The sequence below is a fragment of the Acidovorax sacchari genome, assembly GCF_042847045.1.
Taxonomy (GTDB): domain Bacteria; phylum Pseudomonadota; class Gammaproteobacteria; order Burkholderiales; family Burkholderiaceae_C; genus Paracidovorax; species Paracidovorax sacchari.
Genome location: NZ_AP035783.1, coordinates 757,777 through 777,266, shown reverse-complemented (window position 1 = coordinate 777,266; position 19,490 = coordinate 757,777). Strand labels below are relative to the sequence as shown.

16 protein-coding genes are annotated in these 19,490 nt (G+C 72.4%); 1 reads left to right on the top strand and 15 read right to left on the bottom strand.

The genetic code is table 11. From position 1 onward, the window contains the following. The first annotated feature begins 138 nt into the window (after positions 1–138). Positions 139–2,217: a molybdopterin-containing oxidoreductase family protein gene (locus tag ACGHC0_RS03590; RefSeq protein WP_368354015.1), complete on the top strand. Its 2,079-nt coding sequence runs from the start codon at positions 139–141 to the stop codon at positions 2,215–2,217. 7 nt (positions 2,218–2,224) lie between these two features. Here the strand turns inward: ACGHC0_RS03590 and ACGHC0_RS03585 are convergent, their stop codons facing one another. Genes ACGHC0_RS03585 through ACGHC0_RS03515 form a run of 15 tightly spaced genes read right to left on the bottom strand, consistent with a single transcriptional unit; the run spans position 2,225 to position 19,466 of the window. Continuing rightward, a complete protein-coding gene (locus ACGHC0_RS03585) occupies positions 2,225–2,947 on the bottom strand; it encodes a type II secretion system protein (RefSeq protein WP_368354014.1) in 723 nt (240 codons plus the stop codon). 3 nt (positions 2,948–2,950) lie between these two features. Beyond that, positions 2,951–4,159 carry a prepilin-type N-terminal cleavage/methylation domain-containing protein gene (locus ACGHC0_RS03580; protein WP_368354013.1) on the bottom strand — a complete coding sequence of 403 codons (1,209 nt, stop codon included), beginning with the start codon at positions 4,157–4,159 and terminating at the stop codon, positions 2,951–2,953. Next, positions 4,156–5,250, bottom strand: coding sequence for a hypothetical protein (locus tag ACGHC0_RS03575; protein WP_368354012.1), 1,095 nt, complete (start codon positions 5,248–5,250; stop codon positions 4,156–4,158). The genes ACGHC0_RS03580 and ACGHC0_RS03575 overlap by 4 nt, the downstream gene beginning before the upstream one ends. Beyond that, on the bottom strand, positions 5,247–7,544 hold the full coding sequence (locus ACGHC0_RS03570; RefSeq protein ID WP_368354011.1) for a hypothetical protein: 2,298 nt from the start codon (positions 7,542–7,544) through the stop codon (positions 5,247–5,249). The genes ACGHC0_RS03575 and ACGHC0_RS03570 overlap by 4 nt, the downstream gene beginning before the upstream one ends. Beyond that, the gene (locus ACGHC0_RS03565) at positions 7,544–8,815 is read right to left on the bottom strand and encodes a type II secretion system F family protein (protein WP_368354010.1); all 1,272 of its coding nucleotides are present in this window, start codon (positions 8,813–8,815) and stop codon (positions 7,544–7,546) included. Before ACGHC0_RS03565 ends, ACGHC0_RS03570 begins: the two co-directional genes overlap by 1 nt. Positions 8,816–8,827: 12 nt before the next feature. After that, entirely contained in the window at positions 8,828–10,525 is a 1,698-nt protein-coding gene (locus ACGHC0_RS03560) for a GspE/PulE family protein (RefSeq protein WP_368354009.1), read from the bottom strand. Then, a complete protein-coding gene (locus ACGHC0_RS03555) occupies positions 10,491–12,107 on the bottom strand; it encodes an AAA family ATPase (protein WP_368354008.1) in 1,617 nt (538 codons plus the stop codon). Before ACGHC0_RS03555 ends, ACGHC0_RS03560 begins: the two co-directional genes overlap by 35 nt. After that, positions 12,107–13,066, bottom strand: a complete 960-nt coding sequence (locus tag ACGHC0_RS03550) for a tetratricopeptide repeat protein (protein WP_368354007.1) — start codon at positions 13,064–13,066, stop codon at positions 12,107–12,109. Before ACGHC0_RS03550 ends, ACGHC0_RS03555 begins: the two co-directional genes overlap by 1 nt. Continuing rightward, the gene (gene mshL / locus ACGHC0_RS03545) at positions 13,063–14,811 is read right to left on the bottom strand and encodes a pilus (MSHA type) biogenesis protein MshL (protein ID WP_368354006.1); all 1,749 of its coding nucleotides are present in this window, start codon (positions 14,809–14,811) and stop codon (positions 13,063–13,065) included. The genes ACGHC0_RS03550 and mshL overlap by 4 nt, the downstream gene beginning before the upstream one ends. 19 nt (positions 14,812–14,830) lie before the next feature. Continuing rightward, positions 14,831–15,595 carry a type II secretion system protein gene (locus tag ACGHC0_RS03540; protein WP_368354005.1) on the bottom strand — a complete coding sequence of 255 codons (765 nt, stop codon included), beginning with the start codon at positions 15,593–15,595 and terminating at the stop codon, positions 14,831–14,833. After that, on the bottom strand, positions 15,592–16,233 hold the full coding sequence (locus ACGHC0_RS03535) for a hypothetical protein (protein WP_368354004.1): 642 nt from the start codon (positions 16,231–16,233) through the stop codon (positions 15,592–15,594). The genes ACGHC0_RS03540 and ACGHC0_RS03535 overlap by 4 nt, the downstream gene beginning before the upstream one ends. After that, positions 16,230–16,796, bottom strand: a complete 567-nt coding sequence (locus ACGHC0_RS03530) for a hypothetical protein (protein ID WP_368354003.1) — start codon at positions 16,794–16,796, stop codon at positions 16,230–16,232. The genes ACGHC0_RS03535 and ACGHC0_RS03530 overlap by 4 nt, the downstream gene beginning before the upstream one ends. A gap of 20 nt (positions 16,797–16,816) precedes the next feature. Further along, positions 16,817–18,097 (bottom strand): hypothetical protein, encoded by a 1,281-nt coding sequence (locus ACGHC0_RS03525; RefSeq protein WP_415267446.1) that lies wholly within the window; start codon positions 18,095–18,097, stop codon positions 16,817–16,819. After that, complete coding sequence (locus ACGHC0_RS03520) at positions 18,094–18,579, bottom strand: hypothetical protein (RefSeq protein WP_368354001.1); 486 nt, start codon at positions 18,577–18,579, stop codon at positions 18,094–18,096. The genes ACGHC0_RS03525 and ACGHC0_RS03520 overlap by 4 nt, the downstream gene beginning before the upstream one ends. A gap of 2 nt (positions 18,580–18,581) precedes the next feature. Next, entirely contained in the window at positions 18,582–19,466 is an 885-nt protein-coding gene (locus tag ACGHC0_RS03515) for a prepilin-type N-terminal cleavage/methylation domain-containing protein (protein WP_368354000.1), read from the bottom strand. Positions 19,467–19,490: the final 24 nt, after the last annotated feature.

The following is a 19,490-nucleotide window of genomic DNA, read 5'->3' as shown; positions in this document are numbered from 1 at the left end:
AAATCCCCCCTCGGGGCGCGACAGCCGGCTTGCGGCAGATCCGGCCCCGATGTTGTTGAAACCCTGGAAAGACCGCGCAGCGCCTGCCCAGTCCGCCTGCGCGCGCAGTGTATCGCCCCGCCCCGCACGTTGCCCACGATGGAAACCATTTCGCACATTCCCGCGCCGTCCGGCGCGCCCCTGCAGGTGCGCGGCGCCTGCCCCCACGACTGCCCCGATACCTGCGCCCTGGTCACCACCGTGGAGAACGGCGTGGCAGTGCGGGTGCAGGGCAATCCGGCCCATGGCCACACCGACGGCGTGCTCTGCGCCAAGGTGTCGCGCTACGCCGATCGCACGAACCACCCCGACCGCATCCTGACGCCGCTGCGCCGCGTCGGCCCCAAGGGCAGCGGGCAGTTCGAGCCCGTGGGCTGGGACGAGGCACTGGCGGATATCGCCGCGCGCCTGTCCGCCATCGCCGCGCGCGACCCGCAGGCCATCCTGCCCTACAGCTATGCCGGCACGATGGGGCTGGTGCAGGGCGAGAGCATGGACCGGCGGTTCTTCCACCGCCTGGGCGCCTCGCTGCTGGGGCGCACCATCTGCGCCGCGGCCGGCGGCGAAGGCCTGAACCAGACGCTGGGCGGCAAGGTGGGCATGAAGGTGGAGCATTTCGCCGAGTCGCAGCTGATCCTCATCTGGGGCAGCAACTCCATCGGCAGCAACCTGCACTTCTGGCGCTATGCGCAGCAGGCCAAGCGCGCGGGCGCCCGGCTGGTGTGCATCGACCCGCGCAGGACCGAGACGGCCGACAAGTGCCACGAGCACCTGCAGCTGCTGCCCGGCACCGACGCCGCGCTGGCGCTCGCGCTGATGCACGAGCTGATCGCGAACGACTGGCTGGACCATGACTACATCGCGCGCCACACGGTGGGCTGGGAGGGCCTGCGCGAGCGTGCGCTGGCCTGGCCGCCCGAGCGCGCGGCGGCGGTGTGCGGGCTGCCGGTGGAACAGATCCGGCAACTGGCGCGCGACTACGGCACCGCGCGGCCGGCGGCCATCCGCCTCAACTACGGCATGCAGCGCGCACGCGGCGGCGGCAATGCCACGCGCGCCGTGGCCTGCCTGCCCGCGCTCGTGGGCGCGTGGCGGCACCGGGCGGGCGGGCTGCTGCTGTCGAGTTCAGGCCAGTTCCCGGTGCAGCGGCAGGCGCTGCACCGGCCGGACCTGCTGCCCGGCGGCCGGATGCCGCGCACGGTGAACATGTCCACCATCGGCGACGACCTGTTGCGCGATGCGTCCGCCGGGTTCGGCCCGCGCATCGAGGCGCTGGTGGTCTACAACAGCAACCCCGTGGCCGTCGCGCCGGATTCGACGAAGGTCGTGCGCGGCTTCGCGCGGGACGACCTGTTCACCGTGGTGCTGGAGCATTTCCAGACCGACACGGCCGATTACGCGGACTACGTGCTGCCCGCCACCACGCAGCTGGAGCACTGGGACGTGCACGTGGCCTATGGCCACACCGACGTGCTGCTGAACCGCCCGGCCGTGGCACCGATCGGCCAGTCCAGGCCCAACACCCAGGTGTTTCGCGAACTGGCCGCGCGCATGGGTTTCACGGAGCCCTGCTTCGCCGACAGCGACGAGGACCTCTGCCGGCAGGCCTATGGCGGCCACGTGGACTTCCAGCAGCTGCTGGACACGGGCTTCGCCACGCTGGCCATTCCCGATGCGCCGTTCGCGGAAGGCGGCTTCCCCACGCCCTCGGGCCGCTGCGAGTTCCACAGCGAGCGGCTGGCCGCGCAGGGGCTGGACCCGCTGCCGGACTACCTGCCCAACCACGAGCCTGCCCAGCCCGGCGGCCGCTACCCGCTGGCGATGATCTCGCCGCCGGCGCGCAACTTCCTGAATTCCACCTTCGTGAACGTGAAGAGCCTGCGGCAGATCGAGGGCGAGCCGTTGCTGGAGATGCACCCCGACGACGCCGCCGCACGCGGCATCGGGGACGGTGCCACGGTGCGCGTGTTCAACGACCGCGGCAGCTACGCCTGCCGCGTGGCGCTCAACGGCCGCGCGCGAGCGGGCGTGGTCCACGGCCTGGGCATCTGGTGGCGCAAGTTCGGCCTGCAGGGCACGAACGTGAACGAGGTCACCGGCCAGGCCCTGACGGACCTGGGGGCTGCGCCGACGTTCTACGACTGCGCGGTGGAGGTGGAGACTTTGACTGCCCCCTGAGCCGCCTTCAGCGGTTCATCACCACCCAGCCCGTCACCACCGCCACCTGGCTTTCGTCGAGCGTGGTGGCCGTGGTGCTGCCGAAGGCCATGCGCTCGTCCACGCTCCAGGGCACGCCGGTGGTCACGGCCACCAGGGCGGCCTGGGAGTTCTCCCGCATGCGGCCGAAGCGCGCGTCCGCGCTGCCGTCGATCTGCGCGTCCAGCAGGGAGGCGAGCGCCGGGGTCATGCGCTTGAGCACCATCACGTTGCGCGGCCGCGAGACATAGGTGCCGACCGTCGTCCCGGGCTCGGCCCAGGCCACGTTCTGGAAGCACACCTCCACCTCCTGCGGGTTGCCGTTGGAGTCCAGGTAGGCGTAGCGGCTGGCCTGCCCTTCGGCGCGGCCCTGCGGCAGGCGGATGCCGGCGGCCAGGAACACGTTGAGCAGGTCGTTGCCGCACAGCTCGTTCGTGTTGCCGTTGACCAGGCCGGTGGGGGCCGTGGCCGAATCGCCGGGCACGATGCCGGTGCCCGCGACGTAGGCGTCGTAGGCCATCAGCCATCCCTGCACGAAGCTGGAAGAGATGCGCTGGTAGCTGGCGTTGCGCTGCAGGTCGCGGCCCACGGCCACGGCGCCGATGATCAGGCCGATGACGACCAGCGCGATGGACAGCTCCAGCATGCTGAAGCCGCGTTGCGCGGCAGCACGGCGGCGGGGGGCCGGGCGGTGGATGGGAAGAAGGCGCATGTGTCAGAAACCCAGGTTGTCGGCGGTGCGGGCGTCCGCGTCGATGGCGGTGGCCTGCGCGGCGCTGTCGGTGACCAGGGGCGCCACCTCGGTGACGCGGCGGTCGGCCTCCTGCTTGGCGAGCACGGACTTGGCCAGCGTGGCGGCCGAGGCCACGACGGCGGCGGTGTTGGCGACCACGGAGGCGACGGCCGGCGCCATCACGCCTGCGGCCGAGCCATAGGTAAGGATGGTGAATGCCACCGCGTTGGCCGAGTCCGCCACGGCGGAGGACAGTCCCGCCGACGCGCTGAGCACCCCGGCCGTGGCGGAGGCCACGCCGGCACCCGCGAGCAGCGCGGCGATCTCCAGTTGGCGCTGGTAATCGACCATCGCCTGCTGCATGGAGGCGGCGGCCGTCGCCGCGTTGACATGGGAATGGCTGACCGCAGACAGCGCCTGGCCGCACTGCATCTGCGCGAACAACGCGTTGAAGGGCACGGCCAGCACCCGGTCGTCGTAATCGCCGGAGACCGGGCGGTTGGCGGCGTCGAAGGTGGGAGAGGCATTCGACGCGCTGGCCTGGCGGCCATCGAAGGGGTTGCCGTCGCCGTCGGCGTCCAGCAGCCCGGGCGCAGCGACCGTGAAGGCGACCGCGCGGCGCGCGGCGCCTGCATTGGCATCGACCACGCCCAGGGCCGATGCGTTCGCGGACGCGCTGGAGGCCAGGGTCAGGGCATAGCAGAAGTCCAGCAGGTTCACGTTGGCCGGGTTGAGCGCGAGCGGCGTGGCGGGCAGCACGGGCGGCAGGCCCACGGTGAACGAGGGGCGCAGGCGGTCCTGGGCCTGGGCCAGGTCCATGTCGCGCCAGGGCTGGCCGGTGTCGGGCGCGCGGTAGGCGCCGTACATCAGCGTGCCCGCGCGCGCATCGGGAACGCCCAGGGTGCGCCAGGGCAGGAAGCCGACCTGGCGGCCGCCGGTGCAGTCCTCGTTGCCGGCGGAGTCGCTGGCCGGGCATGGGAGGCGGAAGCGGGCATGCGCGAAGCCGACCACGGCGCGCTCGGTCACCGCCAGCAGGTCGCGGTCGGCCACGCTCGTCTTTTCCTGCGCCGACATGCGCCAGTAGGCCACGAAGGCCAGCGCCAGCAGGCCCAGCAGCACCAGCGCCACGCCCAGCTCCACCAGGGAGAAGCCCGCCTGGCGGCGGCCTCCGGGACGATGGGTCTTCCTCATGGCAACAATCCCTTGGTGTCCTGCTGGGCGGCGGCAGCGACGGCGGCGTCGCGCGCGAGCCGCATGCGCTCCTTCACCACCGTCGAATCCGCAGCCTGCTTGCCGGCCTTGGCCTCCGCCGTGACGGCCGATGCGAGCTGGACGCTGGCCACCACCAGCGCGGCCGACGCGGCACCGATGGCCCCCACCGCACCGATGACGGTGCCGGCGCCGATGCCGACGCTGTTCGCCGCCAGCGATACGGCACTGGCTGTCGTGCCGATGGCGATCAGCATGTCCAGGGAGGCCAGCCCCAGGTTGGCCTCGGCGAACTTGCGATCGGTAATGCGCACCTGGTAGGCGAACCCGCGGAAGCGGTCGAACATGTCCGCATCGCGGTAGATATCGAACGCCGCGTAGGCCGAGCGGGCCGCGGCCTGGGCCTCGCCCAGGCGGGTCACGCACGACAGCCGCGCGGACAGCTCGCCCAGCCCGGTGACGGCGATGCGGTCGTCGAATTCCGGCGTGGAGGCCGCTCCCGGCAACGGGAAGGTCCCGCTATAGGGCAGGTTGAAAACCCGGTCGGCCCCCGCATCGGCCACCGCGTAAGCGACCGGCACGCCGCCGGCCTGCAGGCCGGTGGGCGCGGCCGTGGCCACACGCAGGGCCTGGCAGAAGTCCAGGCCGTTGATTTGCGCCGCGTTGTAGCCGGCCACCACGGGCAGGGGCGGCAGGTTCGGGCTGAACTTCGCCACGGCGGTGGCCAGGTCGGCCGCGGGCGTGCGGTACACCCCGTAGCGCAGCGGCACGTCGGCGCGCGGCAGGCCCAGGGTGCGCCACGGCAACTCGCCCAGAGCATCCGCGCCGCAGACCTCGCTGCCGCTGCCGCCGACGGGCGACGGGCAGGGCAGGCGGTGGCTGCGCAGGGCGAAGCCTTCCACGGCATCCTGGGCCTGGCGCAGGCGCAGCTGCGCCGGATCGCCTTGCGCCACGCCGCGGCTGGCCGGCAGCAATTGCCAGGCCGCCAGTCCCGCCACTCCGACCACCGCCAGGGCGACGGCCAGTTCCACGACGGAGAAACCCGCGCTCCGGCGCCATGCATTGCGTGTCATCGGATACCTCCGCGCAGATCCACCTGCTTCAGGATGGTCTCAGCGCCCTTCCAGATCGCGTTGGGCATCGCCTCGCCGCTGGAGCCGCCGGTGGCCATGCCGGCCAGTTGTTCGTATTGGGATTTGGCGCTGGCCTCCTGGCTCACGCTGCGGTCATAGACCTGCTGCGCGGACTTGACGTTCTCGTTGCGGGTCCACCAGATAAAGTATTTGCCGTTGCTGGTGTCGTAGAGCGCATTGAGCTTGTCGAGCACGCGCTGGCGACCATTGAAGGTGTAGTTCACGTCCTTGCAGGTCTGGACTTCCTTCTTGTCCACGATCTGCGTGGTGCATTCCCGCACCACGTAGGGCAGTGCCTTGAACTTGTCGGCGGCACTGTCCCGCGCGGAGTCGAGCGCGGTCCTGGCCGCGGAGAGCGCGGCCAGCGCCGCGTCCTTGTTGGCCTGGGCCGACGCCACCGTGAGCGAGAGGCTCGCGAGCTGGGTGCCGAGGTCGTCCTTCTGCGCCTGGAGCGTGGCGCGGCGCTGCTGCAGGGCGGCCCGTGCGTCCGGATCGGTCTCGGCGGCGATCTGCGCGTCCAGGTTGGCGATCTCGGTGCTCAGCCCGTCCATCTGCTGGCGCAGGCGCTGGATCTGGGCGGCGTTGTTGCTGGTGCTGCCCTGCGCGCGCAGGGTATCCAGGGCCTTCTGCAGTTCCGCCTTCTTGGCCGGGTCGGTCTCCGCGTCGATCTGCGCCTGCAGCGCGGCGATGGCCGCGTCGTTCTGCGTGGTGGTCGTATTGGAGCCGGCCGAGGTCTGTTCCGCCTGCTTGAGGGCATCCGCTGCGTTGTTGTAGTTCTGCAGTGCCAGGATCCACGCATCGGCCTTGTCCTTGACGGCGGCCAGATCGGCGTCGAAGGCGGTGATGCTGGTGGTGCCCTTGTTGGGAGAGCCCTTGTTGTTCGCCTCGGTGATGACGTTGTGGGCCTCGGTGTAGAGCGCCGAATTGGCCGCGTCGCGCTCGCTGGCGGCGGTGGCCAGTTGCGACTGCGCCGTGCCCAGGTCCGCCAGCGCCTTCACGCGCGTGGCCGTGGCCTTGTCCCAGGTCCCCTTCGCGGCGGTGACCGAGGCGGAGATGTCCATGGTCACGGTCTGGGCCTGGCCGGCCTGGACCGTCGCGGCCACGCCGATGCCGAAGGCCACCAGCGAGGAGGCGAGCGCGGCGGCATTGAGCCCGATCGCCACGGCCGATGCCGCGATCGCCACGCCAGCCGCGGCGACCGATGCCGCAGCGTGGGGGATCTCCGCACATCCGACGAGGAACACGCAGGTCGCGATCGCGGTGGCCAGCAGGCTGCTGGCCGTGGCCATGTAGCCCGAGGCTGTCGCCATGGTGCCCGCGGAGACGGCGATCTTGATGCCGCTGACAATAGCCTTCACACCGTTGACGGAGGTGATGACCGCCGCCACCGCCAGGCCGTTGGACCGCTGGGAGTCCACCTCCTCCACGACCTCGGTGGCCAGGGACATCACGTCCAGCGAGGCTGTCAGGCGGTCGCAGTCGAGCATGCGGCCCAGGCCGGCGTAAGTGCGCGCGACCACCCGGTCGTCGTAGCTGCCCAGGACGGAGCCGGCGTTGGGCAGTTCCATCGCGGCGGTCGTGCCGGCATTGAGGCCGTCGAAGAGCTGGCCGTCGCCATCGGCGTCCTTGCGGCCCGGGTGGGCCAGCGCATAGGCCACGGGATAGCCGCCGGAAGCCGGCCCCACGCGGGCCTGCGCAGGCTGCACGGAGGCCGCGGCCCCCTTGGCCAGGGTCTGGCAGAAGTCGGCGGTCGTGCCCGGGTTGCCCAGCGCGCGGCGGGCGTTGTAGGTGTCACCGCCGAAGGCGATGGGCTCGAAGTCGTTGTTGCCGCTCGCGGCCTGGGCCAGATCGACCGCGCTGCGCTGCACCTCGTAGCCCAGCTGGCCGATGCCGGCCGCGGCCATCGAACCTTCCAGCCCCAGCGTGCGGTAGGGCAGCCTGCCCTTCTGTGCGCCGGAGGCGCAGTCCTCCAGGCCGGTGTCGCCCGTCGCCGGACACGGCAGGCGGTTGTACGCCGCCACGAAGCTGGCCAGGAAGCGGTCGGCCTGCGCCAGCGCCGCCATTTCATCCTCGGCGGCGATCGAGGCCTGCCGGGACTTGATCGCGATGGCGCCGGCCACGAGCGCGCCCGCCACCACCAGGAGCAGCAGCATGGCCTCCAGCAGGCCCAGGCCGCGCTGGCGGCGGCCCGGCGCGGCGCCGGGATGGCGATGGGGTCGGCGGGCATGGTCCATCAGCGGGCTCCCAGCGATTGCTGCACCGATTGCTGGACCAGGTCATAGACCGGCAGCAGCAGCGCCACGATGAGGAACAGGAACAGTCCGCCGGCCACCAGGATGATGGCGGGCTTGATGATTTCCGACAGCGACTTGATCAGCGTGTCCAGCCGCTTGCGGTACTCCACCGCCAGGTGGGTGAGTTGCTGGTCCAGGCTGCCGGACTCCTCGCCCACGGCGATCATCCGCACGGCCATGGCCGGGAAGCCGCCCACGCGGCGCATGGCCAGGGAAATGCGCTCCCCCCGGGCCACGGCCTCGCGCACGCGGCGCAGCCGGTGGCGGTAGTACCGGTCACGCGTGGAGCGCTCCAGGATGTCGAGGCAGGACACGAACTCCAGCCCGGCCCGCACGAGGATGGCCAGGTGCTCGGTCAGGTGGGCCATGCCGGACGCGGTCATCAGCACCCGGGTGATGGGCAGCCGGTGCAGCACCTCGTGCAGCACCACCTTCGCGCGCGGCACGCGCACGAAGACATAGGCGGTCGCGGCCGCCAGCACCACCACCAGCAGCACGGCCACCAGGGCGTGCTCCGCCAGCGCATCGGAAAATCGCACCAGCCCCTCGGTGATCGGGGGCAGCTTGGCGTTGAGCTGGCGGAAAAGCCGCGCCATGTTGGGCACGACGTAATAGACCCAGAACGCGGCGACCGCGAAGATCGTCGCGAACACGAAGATCGGGTAGATCATCGCCGTGCGGATGTCGCGCCGGATCGACACCATCCGCTCCACGTGCTCCGCGGCTTCGGCCAGCATGCGGTCGAGCGTGCCGGACTGGTCGCCGATGGCCACGAGGTTGCGCACGGTTTCGGGAAACACGTCGGGCTGGCGCTCGAACGCCGCGGCCATCGGTATGCCGCTCATCAGGTCGTCGGCGAGCCGCCTGGCGACGCGCCCGGCCGCGTGCTGGCCGGTCTGGCCGCCCTCCTCCACCAGGGTGCGCAGCGCCTCGATGGCGGGCACGCCGGCCGCCAGCATCAGGCTCAGATCCCGCAGCAGGCCGGCCAGGTCTTCCATGCGCAGGCTCCGCCCGCCCACGCGGCGCAGCACGCTGCCGGCATCGAGCATCCAGCCGGGCAGGCGCCGCAGCGTGAGCACGGTACCTTCGGTCTCCTGCTCGATCCGCAGCCGCGCGGAGTGGTCCCGCTCCACCATGAGCTGCAGCAGGCCCTGCTTGAGGGCGCCGTGCGGCAGCAGCACGCGGTAGTAGTAGAGGCGCATCTGGCTCATGGGGCATCCACCTCAATGGCCGCCGACGGCGCGCTCGATCTCTTCGACCGTGGTCTCGCCGGCCAGCACGCGGTGGCGCGAAAGATCCAGGATGGGCCGCAGGCCGCCGCGCTCGGCGATTTCGCGCAGCACGCCGCGCGGCGCGTCGGCAGCGATCGCATCGGCCAGCTCGCGCTGCACGATCAGCATTTCATACACCGGCAGCCGGCCCAGGAAGCCCGTGCCGCGGCAGTGCCGGCAGCCCGCGCCGTGGAAGAGCCGCGCCGTGGGCTGGCCCAGCCAGCGCTGTTCCTCCTCGGTCGCGTCGCGCTCGGTGCGGCAGTCCGGGCAGATGCGGCGCACCAGCCGCTGGTTGATGACGGCCACCAGGTTCTCGGCGATGGTGTCGGCATCCACGCCCAGCAGCTTCAGCCGGGGCACCACGCCGAAGATGCCGCCCACGTGCAGCGTGGACAGCACCAGGTGGCCGGTGGACGAGGCATCCAGCGCGGCGCGCGCGGTTTCGCCGTCGCGGATTTCGCCCACCAGGATGATGTCCGGATCGTGCCGCAGGAAGTGCCGCATCGCGGTGGAGAAGTCGTAGCCGGCGCGCCGGTTGACCTCGGTCTGGCAGGCCACGGGCACGCGGTATTCCACCGGGTCTTCCACGGTGACCACGTTGCGCTCCACCACCGGCTGCATGCGCAGCGCGGCATGCAGCGTGGTGCTCTTGCCCGAGCCGGTCGGGCCGGTGATCAGGATCAGGCCGTGCGGGCGCGCGAACACGCGGGCCATGCGCTGCACGTCCTCGGGCAGGAAACCCAGGTCCTCGAGCTTGTCGAGGTCGCCGCGCTCGGGCAGCAGGCGCATGACCATGCGTTCGCCCTGCTCCGAAATGAGCGTGGACACGCGCACCGTGTAGGCGGCTTCGAGCACGGTGGCGGTGAAGCTGCCGTCCTGCGGCAGGCGCTGCTCGCTGGCGTCCATCTCCGCCTGCAGCTTGACGAAGCTCACCAGCCGGTCGAGCGCGCGCGAGAGCGCGAACATCGGGCGCATCACGCCGTCGATGCGCATCAGCACGGTGCTGCTGTGCGCCGTGGGGGCGATGTGGATGTCGGTGGCGCGCTCGCGCACGCCCAGGTGCAGCACGTAGTCGAGCAGCCGGGCCGGGCTGTAGGCGCGGTCCACGTCGGCGGCGAGCCGTCGCACCTCGCTGGCGATCAGCTTGTCCGCCGGGTTCTCGGCGAAGTAGTAGTGCTGCTGGGTGGCGCGCGCCACCTTGTCGAACTCGCCCTGCAGGAAGCGCACCCCCATGCCCGTGCGGCGGTCCACCACGTCGGCGACGGCACCGGGAACGGCATCGCCCAGCACCACCTCCACCACATTCCCGTCGCGGCGCAGCGGCAGGAAGGCGTGGGTCAGGCACACGTTGCGGTTGAAGGCCGCGGCCACGTCGGGGTCCGGCGCGGGCAGGTCGGCGATGTTCACGAACGGGATGCCCCGCTGGCGCGACAGGTAGCGCGCGATCTCCTTGCCGCTGGCGAAGCCCAGCTCCATCAGCAGCCGGCCCAGGGGAACGCCTTCGATCTTCTGCTTGTGCAGTGCGTACTCGATCACCACCGGCGTCACCACGCCGTCGGCGATCAGCTGCTCGCCGATCAGCAGCGCCGTGCCGCTGTCGGGGGACAGCAGGCCTTCACTCAACGCGGGCGCCGGAAGCGGGGGCTGCATTCATCTTCTCCAGGAGCATGTAGGTCAATTCGTCGGGAACGGCGGTGGCCGGCAGGCCCATCCGTCCCTGGAAGGCGGCGAGCGCCGCCACGGTCTGCGGACCGTAGAAGCCGTCCACCCGGGCTGCGTCGAAGACGCCCTGGCGCACCAGCGCCTTCTGCAGCGCGGTGCTGGCAGGCGTCGCCTGGGGCGTGGGAACGTAGGCGGACCGGTCCAGCGTGTCGCGCCAGAAAGCCCAGTGCTGCCCGTCGCGGTCGAACAGGCACAGCCCTTCGGACGGCTGCAGGCGGGCGGCCGCCGCGGCGGGAAGCACGCGGCGGACCATGGGCCGGCCCTGCGACTCCGCCGCGATGCGCGACAGGCAGCGCTGCTCGTCCTGGCCCGAGCCGGCCTCGGTGGCAGCCTGCACGGCGGAAGACATGGAAGACACGGCAGACGCGGCCGGCAGGGGCGCGGACGCGGGGGCCGATGCAGCAGCCACCATCGCCGACGCCGAAGCCGCCGCCACCGGGGGCACGGAGGGCTCGTCCATGGTGGCCGCGGCCGCGGGCTGTGCGCCCACATCCGGAGCCGGCGATGCCGGCGATTGCTCTGCCGCGGTCTGCACGGCGCCCACGGCGGACGCGCGCGCCACCGCCGCAGCCGGTGCCGTGGGCGCAGGCGCCACCGGCCACACATAGGCTGCCCCGACACCGATGGCGGCCATCCCCAGGCCGCCGAGGGCCAGCAGCGCATGCCAGCCGGGACGGCGGTGCGCCGGCGGTCCGCTGCCGTCCAGGTCGTCCAGGGCCGCGCGCAGCAACCGGCCGTCGATGGCCCCGCCGCCCTGCGCGGCCAAGCCGTACATGCAGCGGTCCAGCACCAGGTGGATGCGGCGCAGGTTGCCCCCCGTGGCGCGGTGCAGCTGCCGCGCGGCCCGGGGCTGCAGTGCGATGCGGCCGGCGGCCCCGGCGGCCGAGACGCGCATCTCGAAATAGCGCAGCACCTGGCCGGCCTCCAGGCCGCGCAGGCGCGCATGCTTGACGATGCGGCTCTTGAGCTGGCGCAGGTCCTGCCCGTCGAGCATCGCCTCCAGTTCGGGCTGGCCCGAGAGCACGATCTGCAGCAGCTTTTCCTGGCCGGTCTCCAGGTTGCACAGCAGCCGCACCAGCTCCAGCGAGGCGGGCTGCAGGTTCTGCGCGTCGTCGATCACCAGCAGGCAGGTCCGGCCCGCGCGGTGCTCGTCCAGCAGGAAGCGGTTGAGCCGCGTGAGCGCCTCGTCCATGTCGCCCGAGGGCTCCAGCCCGAAGTCGCGCAGGATGGCCGACAGCAGCGACTCACGCTGCAGGAAGGTGTTGAATACCAGCGCCGAGCGCACCTCGCCCTCGGGCAGGGTGTCGAGCAGGCGCCGCACGAAGGTGGTCTTGCCCAGCCCGACCTCGCCCGTCAGCAGCACGAAGCCCTTGCGCGCCTGGATGCAGTGCATCACCTCGGCGAACTGCTCCTCCAGCGCCGTGGTGAAGAAGTACGCGCTGGCGTCGGGCGTGGGCGGGAAGGGATTGCGGGCCAGCCCCAGCCGCGCGTGGAGTGCGGCGAGCGACATCAGGGCTTCGCCTGGAAGCGCGCCAGGGCGGCCTTCAGGCTCTCCGATTCGGGATGCAGGCGCACGGCATCGGCCAGGATCTTGCGCGCGGACTCCGCGCGGTCGCGCCGCGCCTCGATGCTGGCGAGGTTGATGCTGGCCTCCTCGTCGCCGGGCAGCCGGTCCAGGATGTCCTGGTAGATGCGCGCGGCGGCACCCGCGTCGCCACCCGCCAGGGCGTACCAGCCCTCGGCGCGCAGCAGCGACACGCTGCCGGGAGAGAGTTCGCGCCGCAGCGCCGCGAGGTGCTGGCCCGCGCCCGGCAGATCACCCGCCCGCATGGCCTGCAGGAACGCATTGAACCGCTGCTCGACCGGCATGGCGGCCGGGGCGGAGGCGGGTGCAGCGGGCGAAACGGCGACCCGTGCGGCCGCAGGATGGCCCTGCGATGGGCGGGCCGGAGGCACAGCGGCACGGCTGCCGCCGCGCGGCCTTTCGGCAGGCGGCTGGACGGAAACACGGGCGGGCGCGGGCCTCCGGACCGGCGCGGCGTCGGCCTGGGCCACGGGCTCAGGTGCGGCCGGGACGGTCGTGGCAACGGGCGCAGCAACGGCCGTCGGCACGGGCACAGGCGCGGCGTTCGCATCCGACACGGCGGGTGCCGGGGAAACGGCTGGCAGGGGCGCCTGCACCGGCGCGGCCGATGCGGCCGGAGCCGGCGGCATCGAGGCCGCCACGGCGGACGCGATGACGGCCGGCGGCGTGGCAGCGGGCGCCGCAGCAGACGCCAGCGGCCGGCCCGTGCGCAGCGCATGCCAGCCCGCCAGCCCCGCGACCGCGACGGCCAGGGCCCCCACCAGCGCCAGCAGCGGGCCCCGGCGTCCGCGCGCGGGGGCCGGCGCGGAACGGGGTGCCAGCGCGGCCGCGTCGGCCGCGAGGGGCGGGTCCATGTCCCGCAGTGCCTGGTGGATGAGGCTCATAGCTTGCGCACCCGCATCACGATCACCAGTTCCCGGCTGGCATGGGTGTCGGACTGGTTGCCGACCAGCTTGCCCAGCACGGGCACGTCGGACAGGCCGGGCGCGCCGCGGTCGCGGTCGGTGGTGCGCTGGTCGATCAGGCCACCCACCACCACCACGTCGCCGTCGCCCACGTTGAGGGTGGTCGTCAGGCCCTTGTAGCTCACCACCGGCAGCGTCACGCGGTTGTCGGAGTTGACCTGCACCAGCGCCAGGCTGGCCGGGTCCACCTCGCTCTGCATCGGGTTGACCAGCAACTCGATGCGGCCGTCTTCGCGCATGTAGGGCAGCACGCCCACCATCACGCCCGAGAAGACGGAGTCGGTCTGCACGTCCGATGTCGTGGTGCTGGCGCCGCCGCCGGGCACGACCTGGGTCGAGGAAGAGCGCGACACGTAGCGGATGCTGTTGCCCACCGACAGCATGGCGGGCGTGCCGTTGCGCACCTGCACGTTGGGGTTGGAGAGCACCTTGAGGTTGCCGAAGGACCGCAGGGCGTTGAGCACCACGCTCGAGGTGCTCCCCTGGTAGCCCACGCCCAGCGCGGGGCCGGTCAGGCTGCCGATCAGCGCCGCCGGCAGCGTCACCGTGCGGGCCAGGGCCGGCCCGGTATTGGGCAGCGATCCCTGGACACCCGACAGGGAGATCGGCGAGGTGCCGAAGCCCGAGGCGAGGCGGCCGCGCAGGATGCTCCAGTCCACGCCGAATTCGTAGCTGTCGGAGAGCTGCACGTCGATCAGCTGCGCCTCGATATAGACCTGCTGGCGCAGCATGCCCTGTACCTTGGCCAGCATCTTCTCCACCGCGCGCATCTTGGCGGGGCGCGCCTTCACGTAGAGCGTGCCGGTCAGCCGGTTGACGCTGAAGCCCGCGTCCGTGCCCGCTCCCTCGGCCAGGTCGGCACTGAAGGGGGCCATGGCCGGTGCGGCGCCGGGCTGCGCGGCGGGAATCGGGGCCTGCGCGGACGGCTGGGCCGTGGGGCGGCGCATGTCCTCCCCGAGGATGACCCGGAGGTTGTTCTCGACTTCCTGGTAGGGATCGGCCTTCACGCCGCCGCTGCCGGTGATCGCCAGGTTGCCGCGCAGCGCATTGGAAGCGCCCCCGCCGGCACCGCCCGTCGAATTGCCGAACACGTTGCCGCCGGACGACAGGTCCAGCGTGGTGCTGCTGTTGAGGAAGTCCAGGTTGAAGAACTTCTCCTCGTTGAGCGTCACGCGCAGCGTGTTGCCCTGGATCTCGCCCGCGACGTTGTAGGAGCGCAGCACCTCGGTGAACGCCTCGCGCAGGGAGACTTCGCGCAGGTACATGTCGGAGAGCTGGCCCGCGCGCACCACCGCAGGGTCCACGATCAGGTTGATCCGCGCGCTGTCGGCGAAGGCCGCCAGGATCTGGCTGATCGTGGCGCGCGACATGGCGACCGTGATGACCTTGCCCTCCAGCGGGTCGAACTTCGGCGCCACGGGCGCGATCTCCGGCGCGGGCGCTGCCTGGCGCAGCTGCTGGTTCAGCGCCAGCTGGTGGGCCAGCAGCTTCTGCGACTCGGCCACCATCTGCTCGCGCAGCTTGTCCGGCGTTTCCAGGTCGGCGGGACGCAGGCTCTGCAGGCTGCGCGGCGCGGGCGCGCTGGCGCAGCCTGCCAGCATCGCGGCGGCGGCGAGCGCCAGCAGCGCGCATCGGGGATGGAAGTGGTGCGGCAGGGAGGGCATGTCGGGTTCCATATCTTTTCTAAGGGGCGCGCGCACCGATCCAGCCGGCCAGCGCCGCCAGGGATTCGGCGGCGACCACGTCGTCGCGGTCGCTGCGCAGCGCGGTGCCGGGGCTGTAGGCGCAAGGGATTCCGGCGGCATGGGGCACATCGAAGCGGTTGCCGTCGTTGTCGCGGTCTTCGAGCGGCACGACGATGAAGAAGGCCGGATGCGAGCGGGCGTTGTCGCGGCAATCGACGGCGCCTTCGCCGGCGTCGTCCCCGGTCAGCCGGGCATGGGAGGTCGCCACGGTCTGACGGCCGGCGATCACCAGCCCCGCGACCAGGTCGCGGGCATTGCGGTAGCCGGGCGTGCCGGGCGCGTCGCCCGTGCGCTCGGTGGCCACGGCCAGGTCCGCATCGCCCCCGGTAGCGGCCTGGTTGCGATAGACGCCATAGGCCGCACGCAGCGCGGCCTGCGGCACGTCCAGGCCGAGGGAACGGTAGGGCAGCCAGCCGGCCTCCACGCCGCTGGCGCAGGCGCCAGAGGCGTCGCCCTCCCAGCCCGTGCCCGCGGAATCCGGGCATGGCAGCCGGCCGTTGCGCAGCGCAAACGCGCGCAGCGCCTCGCGCAGTGTCTCGGCCGTCTGCACGGCACGGTCGCGGTCGCGCACGGTGGCCGCATTGCCGTAGCTGCCGGCCACGGCCCATCCCAGCACGCCCATGGCGAGCAGGACGATGGCCAGTTCGACCAGCGAGAAGCCGCGCTGCCGCGCCGCACGCCCACGGCCGGACAACCGGCTCACCGGCCCGCTCCCGTGGGTGCCGCCACATTGCCGGTCATGCCGGCCTGCAGGCGCTGGATCTCCGCCATGCGGGACTGCAGCTGCGCGGGCACGTCCGGCCCCGGCTTCGCCGCCAGGGCCTGCATCTCCACCGCTATTTGCCGGATGCGTTCGCTGCGCGCGAGGTTGTCGCGCACCGCCTGCAGGTCGACGCCGGATACCACGGTGCTGCCCTGGTTCCGCTGCAGGTCGGCCAGCACCGCATCGACTTCGCGCACGTCCGGCTGCGGTTGGGCCAGCATCGCCTGGAGCCGCTTCTGGATGTCGTCCAGCGACGGCGCCCCCGCGCGGCCGGCCGCGACGGACGGCGCGCCGCCGGGCGCGGAAGCCCGTGCGCCGGCGGAGCCCAGCCACGGCGCCGCGGACGGATCGGCCGGCGCACGGCCGGCGGCATCGGCCGCCGTGGAAGGCACGGAGGCACCGGGCGGCACGGCCGCCGGTGCGGCTCCGGCGCCAGGCTGCGCCGGGGGCGCGGCGGTCGCGGGCGCGGCGGCCTGCGGTGCCTGCACGGCAGCGGGGTCGTTGCGCACCAGCAGCACGGCGGCGACCGCGAGCAGCGCCACGCCCGCGGCCAGGCCGGCGACGACGCCGCGGTTCATGGCGCCTCTCCCGCGCGGGCCGGCGCATTGAACTGGCGGCGTGCCGCCGTGGTGTCGGGTGCGGCGGCCGAGCGCAGCGTGCCCACGCGCAGCCGGTCCACGGGAATCGTCAGCGTCTGGCGGCCGCTGGCCTCGCGCACCACCACCTGGCTGCGGTCGATCTTCAGCACCCGGCCGCCGCCGTCGAGGCGGTCGCCCTGGCGCACCAGCCGGTCATCGACCATGGCCACATAGCCGTCGCCCTGCCGCATCAGCATCGTGACGGAACGTTGCGGCATCGTGGGGCCTTCCGCGCCAGGGGTTCCCAGCGCGGGCACCGCCACCAGCGGCCGGTCCGAGACCGGTGCCAGCGTGTGCATGCGCTGGTTGATCTGCGCGATGGCGTCCAGCGTGGCGGCCACCTGCCTGCGGTCCGTCGCCGCCCGGGGCGGCGGGGAGCCGAGCTCCACCATCGGGACGCGGGCCACCGGCGCGCGCGGCGTCAGCAGGCCGTACAGGGCGAAAAGCCCCCAGCCCAGAAGCATCAACGCCAGGGCGTTGAGCAGGAGCGCTGCATATTTCATCGGGTATTGCCGTTTCTTCTTCAGCCGCGCGGCCCGGGGGCCGCGGTGAGGCGGTACGAGAACGCGCCCGGTGCAGCGTCCAGCGCATTCACGGGCTGCGCGGTCCAGCCGGCGGCGCGCAGGCTGGTCAGCAGGCGGCCGATGGCCCCCACGCCGCCGGAATCCGCCACGCCATCGACCTGGAAGCCCGGTGCCGCGCTCCCGCTGCTGCCGTTGTCGAAGCGCACGCGCAGGATGCGGGTGCCCGGGGCCGCCGAGTCGCGCAGCAGCGCCAGCATGGCCACGGGGTCGTAGCGCGCGCCGTCGCCCAGCTTGCGGGCCATGTCCGCGATTGGCGTGAAATCCTGAGGGGCCTCCGCCTTGTTGACCGCGGCGATGCGCGCCTCCAGCGTGGCGGCTTCGCGGCGGGTCTCGGCCGCGTTCGCCCGCGTGGCCTGCGCCTCGCCCTGCACCACCATGCCCAGGCCCGCGAGGCCCACGGCCAGCACGCCGGTCAGCGTGGCCACGCCCGCGACGAGCCGTTCGCTCCACCAGGCCATGCGCGCCACCGGCGGATTGATCGCGGCGCGCGCGCCGGCGCGGCCGACCAGCGCCGGCAGCACCGAGGCGCCCACGCCTGTCGCGGCGGCCGGCAGCGGCTCGGCCGGGATGTCCGACAGCGCGGTCCACTGCTGCGCCGTCTGCGCGTCTTCACCGGCCGTGGCTGCCCACAGGCTGCCCCACTCCACCGGGTGCGTGATCCCGTTGGCGATGCCGGCCCGGGTCTGGCCCGAGAGCACGCGCACGGCAGCCTGCAGGTCGTCCGCGCCCCGCCCCATCGCATTCGTACTCTGGTAGTGCAGCCCGGCCTTCGATTCGCCGAAGAAATGCAGCGTGCGCCCGGACCGGAGCATGAGCGCACGGCCCGGCCCCACGCCGGCCGCCAGCAGCGCGCCCAGCGGCAGCACGATGCAATGGTCGTGCTGCTGCGCGGACCACTGCAGCATGCGCTGCCAGAACTCCAGCGGCACCACCGTATGGAAGGTCTGCAGCCCGCCGCGCACCGACACCACGCGGTGCACGACCACGTGCGCCGCGCCGTCGGTCAGTCCCTCCGCGCGGGCGCGCTTCTCGATCAGGGCCGCGGCATAGGCCGGCTTGCCGCCGTCGAAGCGGTAGCTGCCCATCGGGGCTTCCTCGAAGTCCGTCACCACGATGGCGGGCGCGTCGAGTACCGGCCAGGGCGCCACGTCGGACATCGCGCCGCCGGACAGCTGCCGCCAGCCGTCGCGGGTCACCAGGAGAATGTTGTCGGTGCTCATGGCTTGGGCGCCAGTGGGAAATACAGCGTGCCGTTGACCGCGAGCACGAAGCCCTTGTCGTCCGCGGCAGGCGGGGTGAAAAGGCCGGCGTCGCGCGACAGCACCGCCAGCTCGAAGCTATCGGCCGCGAAGAAGCGCTCGCCGCCGCCCGCGCCCATCTGGCGCAGCAGTTCGGCGGCTTCGGTCCGCGAGACCGGCGTGGCGCTGCGGTTGATGCGCCGCTCCGCCCAGCCCGCCGGGTCGAATCCCAGCTGGCTGGCAGCCTGCCGGGCCTGGCCGGCCAGGCGGACATCCTCCTCGCGCTTGAGCACCTCCGGCATGGCGTTGCGCAGCGCGCCCACGCGCGCGGCCGCCGTCGCGGCCTCGCGGCGCTCGAAGGCCAGCTGCTGGAGCCCGTCGCGGGCCACCCAGACGCCCACGGCCAGCAGCACCGTGGCGCATGCCAGGGCGGCCAGGCGGGCCGCGCGCTTGGACGACGGCACGGTCACTCTTCCATGATCCAGTGGGCCGTCAACAGCACCACGCGGTCTTCGTCGTACTGGCGACCCGTCGTGGTGGCGGCGCCGGCGTTGGCCGGGCCCGTGGCGGTATCGGTGGCCTGGATGCTGCTGGCGATCGTGTTGTTGGCCTCCCAGGCCGTGCCCGGCGCGTTGGCGTCGCCCGCAGCGGCGTGCGCCGTGCGGCCCTGGATGCGGAAGCGGCCTTCGCGCGAATCCGGCTTGCCGTCGATCACCTGGTCCAGGAAGCGGGCCAGGTCGGGCGTGAGCCCGCGCAGCACCATCACGTTGCCGGCGCCGCTGGTGGTACCCGGCGGATTCCATTGGAAGCAGACCTGCAGCTCGACCGCATTGCCGTTGCTGTCCTGGTACAGGTAGCGGTCTTCCTGCCCCTCGCCGCGGCCGGGAGGCATGCGCACGCCGATGCGGCTGAACAGGTCGCGCAGGTTCTGCGTGGCGAGGCCGGCATCGCCCGCGCCCACCTGGTCCTTGGCATAGCCCTGGCCATTGCAGACCTTCAGGCCGGTATTGGTGAAGTTCTCGGGAATACCGGCCTTGGCGGCGCCGCCCGCGCGGTTGCACACGGCGGCCGCACCGCCGAAGGAGGTTTCCGAGCCGTTGACCATGTAGGTCGGCGCCTGCTGGCAGTCGCCTATCACCCCGCCGTTGCGCTGGTAGTACTGGTCGTAGGCCGCCTTCCACTGGTAGGCGAACTTGTTGGCGATCTTCTGGTATTCGGCGTTGCGCTGCACATCCTTGGCGATGGCGATGGCACCGATGATCAGGCCGATGACGGCCAGCACGATGGCCATTTCGACCAGCGTGAAGCCGCGCTGGATGCGGCGGGCGAGCGGGGAGCGGTAGGGGCGCATGGCGGTTCCTCGGGCGATGGCGCG